This window comes from Amycolatopsis roodepoortensis, assembly GCF_024628825.1.
GTDB lineage: Bacteria > Actinomycetota > Actinomycetes > Mycobacteriales > Pseudonocardiaceae > Amycolatopsis > Amycolatopsis roodepoortensis.
The window spans coordinates 6,589,528-6,606,293 of record NZ_CP102415.1 but is presented as its reverse complement, the minus strand read 5'-3'; the positions used below and the strand labels follow the sequence as shown (position 1 = coordinate 6,606,293).

15 protein-coding genes and 1 pseudogene are annotated in these 16,766 nt (G+C 70.8%); 10 read left to right on the top strand and 6 right to left on the bottom strand.

Annotation, left to right across the window (positions count from 1 at the left end):
* Position 1 precedes the first annotated feature (1 nt).
* Entirely contained in the window at positions 2-2,953 is a 2,952-nt protein-coding gene (locus NQK81_RS31660; RefSeq protein WP_257484407.1) for an AAA family ATPase, read from the bottom strand.
* Positions 2,950-4,101, bottom strand: a complete 1,152-nt coding sequence (locus tag NQK81_RS31655) for an exonuclease SbcCD subunit D (protein WP_257484406.1) — start codon at positions 4,099-4,101, stop codon at positions 2,950-2,952. Before NQK81_RS31655 ends, NQK81_RS31660 begins: the two co-directional genes overlap by 4 nt.
* A 178-nt stretch (positions 4,102-4,279) precedes the next feature.
* Between NQK81_RS31655 and rmuC the strand changes: the two genes are divergently transcribed.
* Together rmuC and NQK81_RS31645 are read left to right on the top strand one after the other, a co-directional pair.
* Positions 4,280-5,194 (top strand): DNA recombination protein RmuC, encoded by a 915-nt coding sequence (gene rmuC, locus NQK81_RS31650; RefSeq protein WP_016337155.1) that lies wholly within the window; start codon positions 4,280-4,282, stop codon positions 5,192-5,194.
* A 486-nt stretch (positions 5,195-5,680) separates the two neighbouring features.
* Positions 5,681-6,574, top strand: a complete 894-nt coding sequence (locus NQK81_RS31645) for a DUF6542 domain-containing protein (RefSeq protein ID WP_257484405.1) — start codon at positions 5,681-5,683, stop codon at positions 6,572-6,574.
* A gap of 107 nt (positions 6,575-6,681) precedes the next feature.
* Here the strand turns inward: NQK81_RS31645 and NQK81_RS31640 are convergent, their stop codons facing one another.
* Positions 6,682-7,695, bottom strand: coding sequence for a 4-hydroxy-3-methylbut-2-enyl diphosphate reductase (locus tag NQK81_RS31640; RefSeq protein ID WP_185927417.1), 1,014 nt, complete (start codon positions 7,693-7,695; stop codon positions 6,682-6,684).
* A 151-nt stretch (positions 7,696-7,846) separates the two neighbouring features.
* On the opposite strand from NQK81_RS31640, the gene NQK81_RS31635 reads away from it, so the two are divergent.
* The 6 genes from NQK81_RS31635 (at position 7,847) to NQK81_RS31610 (ending at position 12,331) form a co-directional block, all read left to right on the top strand.
* Positions 7,847-8,521 carry a lipid droplet-associated protein gene (locus NQK81_RS31635; protein ID WP_257484404.1) on the top strand — a complete coding sequence of 225 codons (675 nt, stop codon included), beginning with the start codon at positions 7,847-7,849 and terminating at the stop codon, positions 8,519-8,521.
* Positions 8,518-9,783 carry an exodeoxyribonuclease VII large subunit gene (gene xseA, locus NQK81_RS31630; RefSeq protein WP_257484403.1) on the top strand — a complete coding sequence of 422 codons (1,266 nt, stop codon included), beginning with the start codon at positions 8,518-8,520 and terminating at the stop codon, positions 9,781-9,783. Before NQK81_RS31635 ends, xseA begins: the two co-directional genes overlap by 4 nt.
* Positions 9,780-10,181 carry a hypothetical protein gene (locus tag NQK81_RS31625; RefSeq protein WP_257484402.1) on the top strand — a complete coding sequence of 134 codons (402 nt, stop codon included), beginning with the start codon at positions 9,780-9,782 and terminating at the stop codon, positions 10,179-10,181. Before xseA ends, NQK81_RS31625 begins: the two co-directional genes overlap by 4 nt.
* Entirely contained in the window at positions 10,178-10,399 is a 222-nt protein-coding gene (locus NQK81_RS31620) for an exodeoxyribonuclease VII small subunit (protein WP_126737489.1), read from the top strand. Before NQK81_RS31625 ends, NQK81_RS31620 begins: the two co-directional genes overlap by 4 nt.
* Before the next feature lie 84 nt (positions 10,400-10,483).
* Positions 10,484-11,554: a class II fructose-bisphosphatase gene (gene glpX, locus NQK81_RS31615; protein WP_034305363.1), complete on the top strand. Its 1,071-nt coding sequence runs from the start codon at positions 10,484-10,486 to the stop codon at positions 11,552-11,554.
* A 9-nt stretch (positions 11,555-11,563) separates the two neighbouring features.
* A complete protein-coding gene (locus tag NQK81_RS31610) occupies positions 11,564-12,331 on the top strand; it encodes a S1 family peptidase (RefSeq protein ID WP_257484401.1) in 768 nt (255 codons plus the stop codon).
* 2 nt (positions 12,332-12,333) lie between these two features.
* On the opposite strand, the gene NQK81_RS31605 is transcribed toward NQK81_RS31610, so the two are convergent.
* The gene (locus NQK81_RS31605; protein ID WP_257484400.1) at positions 12,334-13,323 is read right to left on the bottom strand and encodes an NAD(P)/FAD-dependent oxidoreductase; all 990 of its coding nucleotides are present in this window, start codon (positions 13,321-13,323) and stop codon (positions 12,334-12,336) included.
* 113 nt (positions 13,324-13,436) lie between these two features.
* Here NQK81_RS31605 and NQK81_RS31600 point away from each other — a divergent pair, with 113 nt between their 5' ends.
* A complete protein-coding gene (locus NQK81_RS31600) occupies positions 13,437-14,834 on the top strand; it encodes a class II fumarate hydratase (protein WP_126737492.1) in 1,398 nt (465 codons plus the stop codon).
* Here NQK81_RS31600 and NQK81_RS31595 read toward each other — a convergent pair.
* Entirely contained in the window at positions 14,831-15,412 is a 582-nt protein-coding gene (locus NQK81_RS31595) for a TetR/AcrR family transcriptional regulator (RefSeq protein ID WP_257484399.1), read from the bottom strand. The two genes, NQK81_RS31600 and NQK81_RS31595, sit on opposite strands and share 4 nt — an antisense overlap.
* A 44-nt stretch (positions 15,413-15,456) precedes the next feature.
* On the opposite strand from NQK81_RS31595, the gene NQK81_RS45465 reads away from it, so the two are divergent.
* Positions 15,457-15,912, top strand: a complete 456-nt coding sequence (locus tag NQK81_RS45465) for an SRPBCC family protein (RefSeq protein ID WP_371878818.1) — start codon at positions 15,457-15,459, stop codon at positions 15,910-15,912.
* A 45-nt stretch (positions 15,913-15,957) separates the two neighbouring features.
* On the opposite strand, the pseudogene NQK81_RS31590 reads toward NQK81_RS45465, so the two are convergent.
* Positions 15,958-16,740 (bottom strand): annotated as a pseudogene (locus tag NQK81_RS31590) (DMT family transporter); the annotation flags it as partial.
* Positions 16,741-16,766 lie beyond the last annotated feature (26 nt).

The following is a 16,766-nucleotide window of genomic DNA, read 5'->3' as shown; positions in this document are numbered from 1 at the left end:
GTCAGGCGGCGTGGATCTCCACCGAAGAGCCCGTACGCGACTTCCGGATCCGCAGCCGCGTCGGGATCCGCTGCCGCAGCTCCTCCACGTGCGACACCAGTCCGACCACGCGGCCGCCGGCGCGAAGCTCGTCGAGGATGTTCATGACGATGTCGAGCGTTTCGGCGTCCAGCGTGCCGAAGCCCTCGTCGATGAACAGCGTGTCCAGCAGCGCTCCGCCGGTTTCGGCGGCGACGACGTCCGCGAGTCCCAGGGCCAGCGAGAGTGACGCGAGGAAGGACTCACCACCCGAAAGCGTCTTCGCGGGCCGGATGGTGCCGGAGTAGTCGTCGAGCACGTCGAGGCCGAGCCCGCCGCGGGTGCCCCGCGCCCCGGCCGCGTCGGAATGCACGAAGGAGTAGCGGCCCTGACTCATCGTCCGCAGGCGAGCCGTCGCCGCGACCGCGACCTCTTCAAGCCGCGCCGCGAGTACGTACGAGCGCAGCGACATCTTCCGCGCGTTCTGCCCACGACCGTTGACCACCTCGGCCAGCGCCTTCAGTTCGAGGTACCCCTCTTCGACCGGCGCCAGCTCCGTCATCAAGGACGTCATCCGCTCGGCCAGCGCGGTCAGATCCGTGTGCCGCGTCTTCGCCGTCCGCAGTGCCGCGAAAGCCTGCTCGGCCTCGGCCCGGGTCTCCTGCGCCGCGTCCGCCGAAGCGCCGACGTCGATCTCGTCCTCCGGCGAGATGCCGAACAACTCGGGTTGCGCGAGTTCCTCCTTGGCGGCCCGCTCCATCACCTTGGCGTCGGCGAGACTGGCTTCCAGCTTCGTGATCTGCTCGTCCGGCCGCGCCGCGGCGCGCATCTCGTCGAGGTCCGCGAAACCCTTGGCCCGCAACGCTTCCTTGACCAGTTTCGCTTGCTCGTCACGCCGCTCGCGGGCACCCGCGACAGCCAGCCGCGCTTCGGCGAGGGCGTCGAGGCGGGTCGCGAAGCCGAGCAGATGACGCCGTCGTGCGGCGACGTCGGCGAACTCGCCGCGTGCGGCCTCCAACCGGCGCTCGCGTTCGGCCAGCCGCTCGGTCAGCCCGCGCACCTCGGTCGCGACCTCGACCGCGCGGCGTTCGGCCGCCCCGCGCCGTTCGGTCAGCTGCTCGATCTTCCGTTCCAGTTCGAGGAGCCGCGTCTCGAGAGCGGGCTTTCGACGAGCCGTTTCCGACAGCTTGGCGACCAAGTCGCGCGCTTCGGCGAGCCCGGACCGCAGTGTCCCGGCGGTGTGCTCGCCCAACCGCTCGATCAAAACGGCCAGGCGGTTTTCGGCCTCCTGCAACGCGGCTTTCGTCTTCTCGCGCCGCGCGTGCGCCTGCTGTTCCGCGGCTTCGGCGCGGCGTTCGTCCGCCGGATCGACCAGACCACCGGTGTGCGTCGCCGGCGACGGATGCTCCGCCGACCCGCAGACCGGGCAGTCCTCGCCGTCGCGGAGGCCGGCGGCGAGTTCGGCCGCCATTCCTTCGAGACGCCGTTCCCGCAGGTCCAGCCGGTGCTGACGGGCCTGCTGATGGCCGTCCACGGCCTCGCTGACCGCCGCGCGTGCGCGCTCGACGGCCTGACGTGTCTTGGGCACCTCTTCGGCGTCGCGAGCCAGGGCGGTCAGCTCGTCGACGCGAGCGCGGGCGCCGTCGAGCTTCGCTTCCGCTTCGGCGGCAGCGGCCGTTTCGGCCCGCAAAGCCGCGACCTGCTCGGGCGCCGCGCCCAGCTCGGCGGCGAAGTCTTCGGCCTGCTTCTTCACCTTCTCGGCTATGGCGTTCAGCTGCTCGCGGCGGATCAGGTCCTGTTGCTGCTGCTCGCTTTCCGCCACGAGTTCGGCGAGCGCACCCGCTTCTTCCCGCAACCCGCCGGCGCGAGCGCGAAGCTCGGCGGCCGGACTCTCCGCCGCGTCCGGTACTTCCTGAGCCCGGAGCGCCTCAACGGCTTCGGCTTCCGCGAGCTGATCGAGCCTGCGTTCAAGGAGGTCCGCCTCCGCGACGACACCCGCCGCGCGATGCGCCGCCTCGACCTCCTCCGCCCACTCCGCACGCTGGCCCGCCTGCTCGGCGATCACCGACAGCCGCGTGTAGGCGGTGCGCACCCGGCGGATCCGTTCGGCGATGGACCGGTTCTCCTGCCAGACCGCTTCGGCCTTCTTGGCCGCCGTACGTGCCTTCGTGTCGCGCTCCTGTGCTTCGGCGACGCGCCGTGCCGACTCGGCGAGCACCTCTCCGGCCCACTCCGCCTGCCCTTCCTCGGGCGGTTCCTGCCTCGCGACCTGCGCGAACCGGGCGACCCACTCCCGCAACGTCTGCTGCTGCGCGTGCAACTCGCGGCCGCGCTCGGCACGCAGATTCGCGAACCAGTTCTCGACGTCGGAGAAGCGCTCGGTGCCGAATAGCCGCTCCAGCAATTCCTCGCGTTCGGCCGTGCTCGCGCGCAGGAACCGCGCGAATTCGCCCTGCGGCAGCAGGACCACCTGGAAGAACTGCTCGTGCGTCATGCCGATGAGCCGCTCGACCGTGCGCGCGACCTCGTCGATCCGTGTGATGCCCTCGGCCACGTGTCCGGCGGGGACCGTGCCGACCCAGCTCAGCACCGCCTTCGCCTGCTGAAGGGTCATCCCCTCGCCACGGCGCTTCGGCCGCTGGTACTCGGGGTTGCGCGCGATCCGCATCCGCTGGCCCTGCACGGTCAGTTCGAGGACGACCTCGGTGACCTGGTCGGGCTCGGCGAGGTCGCAGCGCAGCCGTTTGACCTCGCCGCGCGCGCCCGGAACGGTGCCGAACAACGCGAACGCGATCGCGTCGAGCAGGGTCGTCTTCCCCGCGCCGGTGTCACCGTGCAGAAGGAACAGCCCGTCGGCACCGAGCGCGTCGAAGTCCACCACCTCTCGGCCCGCGTACGGACCGAAAGCGGCGACCTCCAACCGGTGCAGCCTCATACCTCGCGCTCCCTGCCCGCCGCGCCCAGCGCCGCCAGCACCAGCCGCTCCTCGCTCTCCGACGGCGCGGACCCGCGGCAGTCCTCCAGGAAACTCCGGGTGATCTCGACGTCGGATCGCCCGCGGACGGCTTCGGCGTACTTCAGCACGGCACCGTCGTGCCCGCCTTCCGGCTGCCAGTCCATGTGCACCGCGTACGGAAACCGCTCACGCAGTTTGCGCATGGCGTCGATCGGGCGGACCCGGTCGGTGACCGTGAAGGAAAGGAAGTGTTCGGTGAGGCCGTCGTGCTCCGGATCCGAAAGGAGATCCGCCAGCTCGCCGCGCAGCATCGCGAGGTGGCGCGGCACCGGCAGTTCATGCCGCCGGACCTCGGCGAGCCCGTCGGCGCCGAGCTCCACCAGCCAGACCGATTTCCGTTGGCGCGTCTCGGAAAACGAGTACGCCAGCGGACTGCCCGAATAGCGCAGGTGCTCGGCGAGGGTCTGCGGGCCGTGCAGGTGGCCGAGCGCGACGTAGTCGACGCCGTCGAACACCGAACCCGGCACCTGCTCGACGCCGCCGACCGCGATGGTCCGCTCGGAGTCGGTCGGCTCGCCGCCGGTGACGAAGGCGTGCGCGAGCACCACCGACCGCGTTCCGGAGGGCCGTCCGGCGAGATCCTCACGGATCCGCCGCATCGCTTCGGTGAGCACGCCGGTGTGACCGCGGGACTCGGGCACGCCGAGGGCGTGTCGCGCGGGCTCCGGTTCGAGGTACGGGATCCCGTAGAGGGCGACCTCGCCGTGCTCGTCGGACAGCAGCACCGGCTCGGCGAGCCCGTCGATCGTGGCGCGCAGATGCAGCCCGCCCGCCGCGGCGAACTCGGCGAACGCGCCCAGCCGCGGCGCGGAGTCGTGGTTGCCCGGTGTCATCACCAGTGCCGCCCCGGCCTGGCGGATCCTGCCCAGCGCGGTGGTGGCCACGCGGACGGCCTCCGCCGAGGGCACCGCGCGGTCGTAGATGTCCCCGGACACGAGCACGACGTCGACCGATTCGGCGGCCACGAGGTCGGCGAGGTGGCCGAGCACGGTTTCCTGCTCGGCGAGCAGATCGGCGCCGTGGAAGGTACGGCCGATATGCCAGTCGGACGTGTGCAGGAGCTTCACGCAGCCCAAGGTAGGGCCGCACACCGGCCGGAGAGGGGAGGCGCGCCCTTGACGGCACTGCGCTTTCCGACACGCCGGGGACGGCGCAGGTCAGATACGGAGCGCGACCACGCCGCTCCGTTTTTGTCGGTGGGTTCCGCCATGATGTCCCCGACTCGGATCCGGAGGGGAGGTACCGGTGGCGACGGTGATCACCACCGCGGCCGTCGTGCTCGCGTTGCTGCTGCTCGCGGCCGTCGCGCTGTTGTGGCGGCTGTACAACGACGGCATGCGGCGGGCGGACGCGGCGGCGAAACAGGTCGCGGCCGAGCGGGCGAAGGCGGATCAGCAGCAGCTCGCGTTGCGCCGGTACGAGGTCGCGTTCGCCTCGATCAGCGGCCGGGGCGAGCTGGGCGAGCAGGTGCTCCTGGAGACCGCACGCGCGCTCGGGCTCCGCGAGGAGCTGCACTTCACGCTGCAAACGGATCTGGCTGGCGGCGGCGCCGCGAAACCGGACATGGTGCTGCGGGTCGGCGGCGGCCGGACCGTGCCGGTGGACGCGAAGGCGAGCATGGCGTGCTGGGCCGAGGCCGTCGAGACCGACGACCCGGAAGAACGGCTGGACGCGCTGCGGGTCCACGTCCGGCAGCTCCGGTCGCGGGCGGCCGAGCTGGCGGGCAAGGGCTACCAGCGCTGGGCCGACGCGATCTACGGGACGATCATGTTCGTCCCCTCCGACGCGGCCGTGGTGGCCGCGCTGGACACCGACCCGGAACTGCTGCGCTGGATGCTGGACCGGCGGGTCTTCCTCTGCGGGCCGACCGGGTTCGCCGTGCTGGCCTCCGCCGCGCTGTTCGCCGCGACCGAACGGGCGCTGGTCGAGGACGTCGAGCAGGTCCGGGCGGGTGCCGCGGCCGCGCACCGGGCCGCGGGCAACGCGGTCGACGCGCTGAACCTGTCGAGCACCCACCTGCAGCGCTTCATCTCGGCCCGGCGGCGGGAGCTGGAGGCGCTCGAAAGCTTCCGGAGCACGGTCTCGCCGCTGACCGACGCCGCGGGCAGCCCGGCGCCGGTCCCGCTGATCAGGAAGGCGGACGAACTCCCGGCCTCGTGAGTGGCTTGAGGGCGACTGACGTGTCGCGAAAGCCACTTTCGCGACGTCTGATGTCCCGAAAGTGGCTTTCGCGACGGCGTCGCGGGGAGCGCCAGGGCAGGTCAGCGGCCATGCGGCGCCCCACTGTGTGGGTTTTGGTGCGTTGGACGACCAGAAATCCACACAGTCCCGCCGTGAGGGGTGACCATCGAGCGCCCACCAAGCACGTCCAGTAGCCGCTCGGGCAGACGGCCTCGTGAGTGGTCAGGACGGTTAGAACCGTCCTGACCACTCACGAGCCGGATGCGGACCGCACCTCTCTACCTGCGACTTCCGGAATCGGAGGCTCCATTTCGCCGGGTCCGACAACCTTGTCCGCCCCTCACGCGTAGTACTTCCGGTAAGCATCCGGACAGTCCGTCCGGGTGGTCCGGAATGACCACTACCAGGCGATAGACACACCGCCTGTTGGCGGTATGCCCGCAGCTTGGATATACGGTGGGACCTGTGACCGCGATTCGCGATCGCCAGAGCGATCCTGATGCCGACGACGTCCCCGTTGCCTGGGACGAGCGTCCGCTCGTCGGCGCCAGGCGCGGGTTGCCCTGGTGGGCGGCCGTCCTGGTGGGTTTCGGGCTCGCCATCCTTGGCGCCTTCGTCGACATGATGATGCAGAAGGACCTGGGCCTGCTGTTCAAGGCCTGCTACGCGCTCGGCGCGGTGGCCGCCGTGGTGGCCGTCCAGCGCCGCGGGCTGTTCGGCCCGATGGTGCAGCCGCCCCTGGTCCTCGCCGTGACCGTCCCGGGGGTCATCCTCCTGACCTCGGACGGCAGCAAGGGCACGGATCTGCTGTCGAGAGCCTTCGACGTCGGCACGCCGCTGATCAACGGCTTCCCGACGATGGCCATCACCACCGGCGTCACCTTGGCGATCGGTGTCTTCCGGATCTACCGCGAGCGCGATCCCGACGCTCCGGTCAAGGTGAAGCCGGGTACCAAACCGGAACGTCGCGACGAGGGCAAACCCGCCGCCCGGCCCGCCGCGGCCGCCGCGCCGGGCCGTGGCCGTCCCGCGTCCCGCACCGGCCAGACCCCGCCCCCGCCGTCCCGCCGCGGCGCTCCGCGAGACAGCGCGCCGCGTGACGGTGCGCCGCCCCGCCGCCGCCCACCGGTCGACGACGAGCGCCGTCCCCGCCGTGACGCCGAGCCCGGCGCCCGCAAGCCGCCGCCTCCCGGACGTCAGCCCCGGCGGCCGCGTCCGCCGGAAGACGGCGAACCGCGCCGTCGCGACCCCCGCGGCGAAAGCGCCCCCGGTGCCCCGCGCCGCCGTCCGCCGCGCGCGGACGACCCGCGCCGCGGAGGGCAGCCGCCTCGCCGCCGGCCGTGGGAAGACGAGCGCTGAAGCAAGGGACCTTTGCTCCCACGTGAGCCGCTGACCAGCGCTTGAGCCCGATCAAAAGAAGGGGCCGCCCGAGGAACTCCTCGGACGGCCCTTTCTCGTAAGGAAGGTCAGGCCTTAGCGGCCTTGCGCAGCTCGTGCGGCAGCGCGAAAGCGATCTTCTCGTTGGCCGTGGTGACCTCGTCGACGCTGTCCCAGCCGCGCTCGGCCAGCCACGCCAGCAGGTCCATGACCAGCACCTCCGGCACCGAAGCACCGCTGGTGACACCGACGGTCTCGACACCTTCGAGCCACGCTTCGTCGACTTCGTGCGCGAAGTCGACCAGGTGCGACGCGCGCGCCCCCGCCTTCAGCGCGACCTCGACCAGCCGCTTCGAGTTGGACGAGTTCTGCGAACCGACCACCAGCACCAGGTCGCACTCGGCGGCCATGGCCTTGACCGCGACCTGCCGGTTCGTGGTGGCGTAGCAGATGTCGTCACTGGGCGGGTCGGCCAAGCCGGGGAACCTGTCCCGCAGCTGATCGACGCGTTCCATGGTCTCGTCGACCGAAAGGGTGGTCTGCGACAGCCAGATGACCTTCGACGGGTCGCGGATCTCGACCTTGTCGACGTCTTCGGCGGTGTCGACGAGCTGCACCTTGTCGGGGGCCTCGCCGGCCGTGCCTTCGACCTCTTCGTGGCCTTCGTGACCGATCAGCAGGATGTCGTAGTCGTCCTTCGCGAACCGGTTGACTTCCTTGTGCACCTTCGTCACGAGCGGGCAGGTCGCGTCGATGGTCCGCAGGTTGCGCTCGGCGGCCTCGGCGTGCACCGCGGGCGAGACACCGTGCGCGGAGAACACCACCAGCGCGCCTTCCGGCACCTCGGAGGTCTCGTCGACGAAGATCACGCCGCGTTCGCGCAGGGTGTCCACGACGTGCCGGTTGTGCACGATCTCCTTGCGCACGTACACCGGTGCGCCGTAGAGCTCGAGTGCCTTCTCGACGGCGATGACCGCGCGGTCGACACCGGCGCAGTAGCCGCGTGGTTTGGCGAGCAGGACACGTTTGCCACCTGCCGGCACACCGGACTCGGTGATCGTCGGACTGCCGGCGGGCGTGATTCCGGGACTCGCAGAACTCATGCCCCCAGGGTACGGGCTGCCCCGGGGGCTCCTCGCACTCACGTTCAGGTGACCAGGGAACCCCTCCAAAGGATGTGCGTGGAGTCACGTCCGGTGAGCCGACACACCCGTTCGGTTGGGCAGGATGGCCCGGATACGGCAGGCTAGACGCATGAAGCCTCTCCCGCTCCCCCTCCGGGTCGCCGCGGGCCTCGCCGTCACCACCGCCGAGCGGGTTCGCGAACTTCCCAAGCAGCTCACCGGGCTCCCCGTCACGGTGGTCAGCCAGGTGCTCCAGTTCTCCATGCGCGTCCAGCAGCACGTCACCGAACTCGCGATCAAGGGCGACGACGTCCTGTCGGGCCTCCGCCCGGTCGAGGACACGCCCAGCTGGGCCACCTTCGACGAAGATCTCCCGCCGGACCTCGGCGAACGCCGGTACGAGCGTGACTCGTGCGTCATCCCGCTGCGAGAGGACGCCGAGGTCCCCGAGCCGCGCGCCGAGACGAACGGGCGCCTGCACGACCTCGAAGCCCTCACCGAAGACCCGTGGGCCGAGGAGGAGCGCGCGCTCGCCGAGGACCACGCCGACGGCGAGTTCGACAGCGCGGCCGGCAACGCGAGCGCGCCCGTCACCTCCGGCCCCGCCGGGCTGGACGACTACGACACGCTCACCCTGCCGCAGCTGCGCGCCCGCCTGCGCCGGTTCGACCTCGCGCAGCTGGAAGAGCTGCTGACCTACGAAAAGGCGAACGCCGACAGGGCTTCGTTCGTCGGCATGCTCGCGCGGCGCATCGGCAACGTGAAGAAGGCCGACGGCGACGGCGACAGCGCGGAAGGCCAGTGAGCGCCGAACCCACCTCCGCGACGGCGGGTCCGTCCACCACCGCCGAAAACCCGTGGCCGGTCCGCACGGTCGCCCGCAAGGTCGGCGAGTGGATCAACCGGCTCGGCGCGGTCTGGGTCGAAGGCCAGGTCACGCAGATCTCGGCCCGCCAGGGCACCAACACCGCGTTCCTGACGCTGCGCGACCCGTCCGCGGACGTCTCGATGTCGGTGACCTGCCCGATGGGTTTGCTGCGCACGATCGAACCGCCGCTGCGCGAGGGCGCGAGCGTCGTGGTGCACGCGAAGCCGACGTTCTTCATGAACCGCGGTTCGCTGAGCCTGCGCGCCAACGAGATCCGCGCGGTCGGCATCGGCGAGCTGCTGGCGCGGATCGAGCGGCTGCGGCGGCTGCTGGCCGCCGAGGGCCTGTTCGCGCCCGAACGCAAACGCAAGATTCCCTTCCTGCCCAAGGGAATCGGGCTGATCACCGGCCGCGCGTCGGCCGCCGAACGCGACGTGCTGGTGAACGCGCAGGCCCGCTGGCCGCATGTCGCGTTCAAGGTGATCAACACCGCCGTGCAGGGTTCGCTCGCCGTCCCGCAGATCCTCCAGGCACTGTCCAAACTGGACCGTGATCCGGATATCGACGTCATCGTGATCGCGCGCGGTGGCGGCAGTGTGGAAGACCTGCTGCCGTTCTCCGACGAGGCGCTGTGCCGCGCCGTGTCCGCGGCCGGGACGCCGGTGGTCAGCGCCATCGGGCACGAGCCCGACACCCCGCTGCTCGACCACGTCGCCGATCTCCGCTGCTCGACACCGACCGACGCCAGCAAGCGGATCGTGCCCGACGTGCGCGAGGAGACCCAGCGCGTCCGCCAGATGCGTGATCGCGGCCGCCGGGCGCTGCACGGCTGGGTGGACACCCAGGTCAGGCTGCTGAACCAGATGCGCAGCCGTCCCGTGCTCGCCGACCCGCTCGGCCCGATCCAGCGGCGCTCGGACGACGTCGAGATCCACCGCGAACGCGGGCGGCGCGCGATGCTCACGCTGCTCGCGAAGGACCAGGCCGAGATCGCCAGCGCCCGCGCGCGGCTGACCGCGCTCGGCCCGGCGGCGACCCTCGAACGCGGCTACGCCGTGGTGCAGTACACCGACGCGGAAGGCAACCTCCAGGTACTCCGGTCCGTCTCCGAAGTCGCGGACGGCGCGAAACTGCGCGTCCGCGTGGTCGACGGCGCGCTCGGCGCCGTCGTGTCGGGTACGCCGGAGGAGGAGCGTTGACGGCGAGTTTCCTGCCTTTGACCATCGACGCCGCGAGACGTGCCGACGCGCCCGAGGTGCTGCGCAACGCGCTGCTGACCGACCGCGCGGCCGGCGAGTGCTGGACGGTGCTGCTGGCCGGATGCGACTTCGCCATCAAGCGCGGCCTCGACGCCCAGCTGCGCAAGCTCTCCGAAGCGACGGCCGAACACGTCGGCATCCGATGGTGGTTCGCGGACGGCACGGTGCACCGCAAACGGGTGGCGCGGGCCCAGGAGAACCTGGTCGCGGCGATCGCGGAGGGTGACGGCCAGGAGTTCGCCCTCGCCTTCGTGGGTTACGACAACGCCATGGCCGGCGCGGTAGTGTGCGCGGGTATCGGCAAGCACCGACGTCCGGTAGAAGGAAGCACAGCGTGAGCGAGACCGCCGAACTCGGCTACGAACAGGCCCGCGACAGGCTCGTCGAGGTCGTCCGCGAGCTCGAAGCGGGCGGGCTGTCCCTGGAACAGTCGCTCGCCCTCTGGGAGAAGGGCGAGCAGCTGGCGAAGGTCTGCGAGCACCACCTCGAGGGCGCGCGCGAGCGGATCGAGGCGGCGCTTTCGTCCGTCGAGGACGAGACCGGCGACGGTCAGTGACGTTCACCATGCTCCTGTGCCACCGAACCGCCGTGGGTATCTGAGAGACTGGGACCCCGCCGAGTTCCTGACCCGGGAGGCCGCATGCCCACCCCCACCTCGTCCGCCAGCTCTTCTCGACGCCCCGAAGCCCCCGACCGCAACCTCGCGATGGAATTGGTCCGCGTGACCGAAGCCGCCGCGATGGCCGCGGGCCGCTGGGTCGGGCGCGGGGACAAGATCGGCGGGGACGGTGCCGCGGTGGACGCGATGCGCCAGCTGGTCTCGACCGTGTCGATGCGCGGTGTCGTCGTCATCGGCGAGGGCGAGAAGGACGAAGCCCCGATGCTGTTCAACGGGGAAGAGGTCGGCAACGGCGACGGGCCGGACTGCGACGTCGCGGTCGACCCGGTCGACGGCACGACCCTGATGGCCAAGGGCATGCCGAACGCGCTCGCCGTGCTCGCGGTCGCCGAACGCGGCGCGATGTTCGACCCGTCCGCGGTGTTCTACATGGAGAAGCTCGCCGTCGGACCGGACGCCGCGGGCAAGGTCGACCTGGCCGCGCCGATCGCGGAGAACATCCGCCGGGTCGCGAAGGCCAAGAACTCCAGCGTCTCCGACGTCACCGTGTGCATCCTCGACCGGCCGCGGCACGAAAAGCTGATCAAGGAGGTCCGCGAGGCGGGCGCCCGGATCCGCTTCATCTCCGACGGCGACGTCGCGGGCGCGATCGCCGCGGCCCGGCCGAGCACCGGCGTCGACATGCTGCTCGGCATCGGCGGCACCCCCGAAGGCATCATCGCCGCCTGCGCGATGAAGTGCCTCGGCGGCGAACTGCAGGGCCGTCTGTGGCCGAAGGACGACGCGGAGCGCGAGAAGGCGCTGGCCGCTGGCCACGACCTCGACCGCGTGCTCGGCAACGACGACCTCGTCCGCGGTGACAACGTGTTCTTCTGCGCCACCGGCGTCACCGACGGCGACCTGCTGCGCGGCGTGCACTACCGCGCGGGCGGCGCGACGACCCAGTCGATCGTGATGCGCTCGAAGTCCGGCACGGTCCGGATGATCGACGGCTACCACCGGCTGACCAAGCTCCGCTCGTACTCGTCCGTCAACTTCGACGGCCACCTCGACGATTCGCTGGAAGACGACGTAGTTCCCCCGCTCCCCTAAGGAGAAACCGTGCTCAAGCGCGTGCTCGTGGTCCTGCTCGCGGCGATGCTCCTCACGCCGGCCGGGCAGGCCACGGGCGCGGGCGACCTCGTCGGCGGCAGAGAGGCCGACGAGCCGTATCCGTTCATCGCGTCCCTGCATTCGGCCTCCGGCAAGGCTTTCTGCGCCGGGACGCTGATCGCGGCGGACTGGCTGGTGACGGCCGGGCACTGTGTCGAGGGCAAGAACCCGGCGAACCTGAGCGCGCGGATCGGCAGCACCGACAACACCCAGGGCGGTGAGATCGCGAAGCTCGCCGAGATCGTCGTGAACCCGTCCTACAACCCCGAACCCGAGCACGCGGGCGGTGATCTCGCCCTGGTGCGGCTGACCGCCCCGGTGAAGGCGGCGCCGATCACGATCGGGGCCGTCGTCGCGCCCGGGACGCCGACGCGGCTGCTCGGCTGGGGCCAGACGTGCCCGACTTCGGGCTGTGGCAAGGGTCCGGCGAAGCTGCAGCAGCTGGACACGAAGATCGTCGAAGGCGTGCGGTGCACCGCGAAGTTCGACGGTGCCGTCGAGTTGTGCACCGACAACCCCGGCGGGAACACGGGTTCGTGCTACGGCGATTCCGGCGGGCCGGAGATCGCCAAGATGGACGAGAAGTGGGTGCTGCTGGGCACCATCAGCCGTCCGGGTAACGCGGACCCGGTGTGCGCGACTTCGCCGTCGATCGCGACTTCGGTGGTGGCGTACGCGCAGTGGATCGCGGAGAAGATCACGCCGCCAGCGGCGTGACGCTACTCGGCGTTGCTCGAGTGGCCGGGGAACAGATGCGCGTCCGGGTCCAGCATGACCGCGATGTTGTTCACCGCCGTCGCCGCTTCCCCGAATCCGGTGGCGATCAGCTTCACCTTCCCCGGATACGCCGCGACGTCGCCCGCCGCGTACACCCGCTCCCGCGGCGTCGCCATGGTCGAGTCGACGGCGATCGCGCGGTGGTCGATCTGGAGTCCCCAGCTTTCGATCGGCCCGAGATCCGCGGTGAAACCGAGCGCGGCGACGACCGTGTCGGCGCGCAGGATCTCGGGTTCGGCGCCCTTGACCTGGATCTCGACCTCCGCCAGCGTGCCGTCGCGGTCGAGGAACCGGGTGACCTCGGCGTCGGTGACGATCCGGACGCCCAGTTCCCGCGCCTGCCGCACGATCGACTCGGCCGCGCGGAACTTCGCGCGCCGGTGCACGAGGGTGACGCTCGCGACGACCGGGTGGAGCGCGAGCACCCAGTCGAACGCCGAGTCCCCGCCGCCGACGACGACCACGTGCTGCCCTTCGTGCACTTTCAGCGAGGGCACGAAATGGACCATGCCGCGCCCGAGCCAGCCGTCGCCGGCGGGCAGCGGCCGCGGGGTGAATTCGCCGATCCCGGCGGTGATCAGCACCGCGCCGGCGCGCAGGACCTGCCCGCCGTCGAGGGTGACGGTGATGCCGCCTTCGACGCTTTCGAGTTTCTCGGCCTTGCGCCCGAGCAGATACGCCGGTTCGAACGGCGCGGCCTGATCGAGCAGGCCCCGCACCAGATCGCGGCCACGGACCTCGGCGAACCCGCCGACGTCGTAGATCATCTTTTCGGGGTACATCGCGGTGACCTGGCCGCCGGCTTCCGGCAGTGAATCCACGACGGCCATCGAAAGGCCGCGGAATCCCGCGTAGTAGGCGGCGAACAGACCCGTCGGACCGGCCCCGATGATGACGAGGTCGTACGACGTTTCCCCAGCGGACTCGCTCATTCGGCACTCTCCCGGCCGGTGGTGGGCGGCGTGATCGAGAACACATTCGATCCTAGCCCTCGCGTGCCGAAAGACACGGAGCGCGCCGCGAGGCGCTGCGCGAGACTTGGGGTATGGCTGAACAGGAATACCGGATCGAACACGACACCATGGGCGAGGTGCGCGTCCCCGTCGACGCCCTCTACCGCGCGCAGACGCAGCGCGCCGTCGAGAACTTCCCGATCTCCGGCCGGGGCCTGGAGCGCGCCCAGATTCGCGCGCTCGGCCTGCTGAAGGCCGCCGCGGCGCGGGTCAACGCGCGGCTCGGCGTGCTGGACGCCGAGGTCGCCGAGGCCATCGCGAAGGCCGCCGACGAGGTCGCCGAGGGCCTGCACGACGCGCATTTCCCGATCGACGTGTTCCAGACGGGTTCCGGGACGTCGTCGAACATGAACGCCAACGAGGTCATCGCCACGCTCGCGTCGAAGGCGCTGGGCCGCGACGTGCACCCGAACGACCACGTCAACGCCTCGCAGTCCTCGAACGACACCTTCCCGACGACGATCCACGTCGCCGCGACGGAAGCAGTGCTCTCGGACGTGATCCCGGCGCTGGAGTACCTGGCCGCCGCGATCGAGACGCGGGCGGGCGAATGGGCGGACATCGTGAAGTCCGGCCGCACGCACCTGATGGACGCCGTGCCGATCACCTTCGGCCAGGAGGCGGGCGCGTGGGCGTCGCAGGTCCGGTTCGGGGTCGAGCGGCTGAAGTCGGGCCTGCCGCGGCTCGGTGAACTGCCGATCGGCGGGACCGCGGTCGGTTCCGGGCTGAACGCGCCCGAGGGTTTCGGCGCGGCGGTCTCGCAGGAACTGGCTTCGGTGACCGGTCTCCCGCTGACCGAGGCGCGTGACCACTTCGAGGCGCAGGCGACGCAGGACAGCGTCGTGGAGACGTCCGGGCATCTGCGCACGGTCGCCGTTTCGCTGAACAAGATCGCGAACGACCTGCGCTGGCTGGGTTCCGGCCCGCGCACCGGGCTCGCCGAACTGGCGCTGCCGGATCTCCAGCCGGGTTCGTCGATCATGCCGGGCAAGGTGAACCCGGTGATCCCGGAGGCGACGCTGCAGGTGGTCGCCCAGGTGATCGGCAACGACGCGGCGGTGGCCTTCGCCGGCGCGGCTGGCAACTTCCAGCTCAACGTGAACCTGCCGGTGATCGCGCGCAACGTGCTCGAATCGGCGCGGCTGATCGCGGCCGTCTCGCGGCTGCTGGCGGACAAGGTGTTCGCGGGCGTGACGGTGAACGCCGACCGCGCGCGCGAGTACGCCGAAGGTTCGCCGTCGATCGTGACGCCGCTGAACTCCTACATCGGCTACGAAGAAGCCGCCGCGATCGCGAAGCAGGCACTCAAGGAGCTGAAGACGATCCGCGAGGTCGTGATCGAACGCGGTCACGTCGCGAACGGGAAGCTCACCGAAGCCCAGTTGGACGAGGCTCTCGACGTACTCCGCATGGCGCGCGGAGGCCGCTAAGCGCCGAGGGCGACCACAGCCGCATGAAGCGGTGAGGCGAGCGAAGCCGCCAGCCCACCCGAAGGCGGTGTCTCGGTGAACAGGTGCAGCCACGTCAGCATCGGGCCGAGCAGAAGCGCGTGCACGAGAGCCGGATCGGGCCGTCGCGAGAGTTCCCCTCTCGCGACGGCCCGATCCAGCATCTGGACCAGATAGCCGCGTTCACGGCCGAGGAACACCTCGCCGAACCGCGTTTCCAGCGCCGGGTCCGCCCGGACGTCGGCGAGCAGCGAGGGCAGCGCCTGCCGGAGTCCTGCACCGTCCAAAGAGGACTGGATCACCGTGAGGACCGCGGCCACGTCACCCCGCAGCGAGCCGGTGTCCGACGGTGGTTCGAGCTCGACGGGGTGGATCACCGCGGCGAACACGAGCTCCGCCTTCGACCGCCACCGCCGGTACACCGCGGCCTTGCCGACCCCGGCCCGCGCCGCGACCGCGTCGATCGTGCAGCGCTGGTAACCGGTTTCGGTCAGCAACGCCCGCACGGCCTCGCGGACCGCGTCGTCGATTCCTTCTTCCCTCGGCCTGCCTCTCGCCATGACCCCAGTTTACGAGACTTACAGTTCCGTATATCGTCCGGGGTATGACCTGGACCAGAACGTCCCGCGAGATCCTCCCCTGCCCGCCGTCCGCGCTCTGGGCGCCGCTGGCCGACTTCACCCGGTGGCCCGACTGGGATCCCGACCTCGTCGGCGTCGAACTGCACGGCCCTGCCGCAGTGGGCTCGACCGGTTTCCTCGTACCGAACGGATTCCGCGGCCGCGTGCACTCACGGGTCGCCGAGCCGTTCACGATCACGTCCTTCGCCGAGGATCGCGAGATCGCCCTTCGCCAGCCGATTCCCTTGGGCGCCATGGATCTCGTGCTGACCCTGACCGAGGTCGACGGCGGGACGGAATTCGTCCAGAAGGTCACCATGGGCGGGCCGCTGCGCTCGGTCATGGTCGCGATCATCGGCGGCGACGTCGTCAAGCACTTCGACGTCAAGTGCGCCAGGCTCGCCGAGCTCGCGACGGCGCAGGCCGATCGCGACGCCTGAAGACACCAGCGCGACTCCGATCACCTGGGAGAAGCGGAAATCCTGCATGCCGAGCAGGAGCGAGACGGCGAGGCCGGAGACCGGCATCAGCCCGACCAGCACCCCGGCCCGGTCCGCGCCCAGCGCCGAAACCGCCGAATACCAAAGAAGGAACGCGATCGCGGTGACGACGACCGTCAGGTAGCCGAGCGCGATCAGCTCACGCCCGTCCGGCCACCTCCAGGCGCCGGACGGGTCGGCGATCGCCCCGACGATCGCGCCGCCCGCGCCCGCGGCGAAACAACCCCAGGTCGCGGTCGCCAACGGCCCGAGCCTCTCGAGCACGCCGACGGCGAGCAGCGTGAAGAGCGCTTCGCACACCATCGCCAGCGCCGCGAGCACCAGACCTTGCCAGCGCGCCGCACCGCCGCCCGAGAGCACGGCGATCCCGAGGCCGGCGAGCACCGCCCCGGTCACCGGCGCCAGTGAAGGCCTCTTCCCCTTGGCCAGCGGGCCCGCGAGCGCGAGCACGAGCGGCGTTCCGCCGAGGAACGCGGCGACCAGGCCCGGCTCGGCGTAACGCTGCGCGAACAGCAGGCACGCCTGGAAGCCGATCATCCCGGTCGCCGCGAGGGCGATCAGCGACGGGAGGTCGCGCGCGCCCGGCAACGGCAACGGGCGTCCGCTCAGTCGCGCCCACGCCAGCAGGAGCACCCCGGCCAGCGCGTACCGCAGCGCCTGCCCGGTGATCACCGGATAGGCGTCGAGCATTCCCGTCACGGGCACGGACGCGCCGACGATCAGCACCCCCAGTACGCCGACCGTCACGCCTCTTCGTTCGTTGTCCATGCCCCTCACGATGGCCGCCTTTTGGT

Bases quoted from the DNA above. Each gene is read 5' to 3' on its own strand.
- NQK81_RS31600 (WP_126737492.1), top strand. From the start codon at position 13,437: ATGGCTGAACAGGAATACCGGATCGAACACGACACCATGGGCGAGGTG.
- NQK81_RS45465 (WP_371878818.1), top strand. From the start codon at position 15,457: ATGACCTGGACCAGAACGTCCCGCGAGATCCTCCCCTGCCCGCCGTCC.
- NQK81_RS31660 (WP_257484407.1), bottom strand. From the start codon at position 2,953: ATGAGGCTGCACCGGTTGGAGGTCGCCGCTTTCGGTCCGTACGCGGGC.
- NQK81_RS31640 (WP_185927417.1), bottom strand. From the start codon at position 7,695: ATGAGTTCTGCGAGTCCCGGAATCACGCCCGCCGGCAGTCCGACGATC.
- NQK81_RS31595 (WP_257484399.1), bottom strand. From the start codon at position 15,412: ATGGCGAGAGGCAGGCCGAGGGAAGAAGGAATCGACGACGCGGTCCGC.
- glpX (WP_034305363.1), top strand. From the start codon at position 10,484: ATGCCCACCCCCACCTCGTCCGCCAGCTCTTCTCGACGCCCCGAAGCC.
- NQK81_RS31635 (WP_257484404.1), top strand. From the start codon at position 7,847: ATGAAGCCTCTCCCGCTCCCCCTCCGGGTCGCCGCGGGCCTCGCCGTC.
- NQK81_RS31605 (WP_257484400.1), bottom strand. From the start codon at position 13,323: ATGAGCGAGTCCGCTGGGGAAACGTCGTACGACCTCGTCATCATCGGG.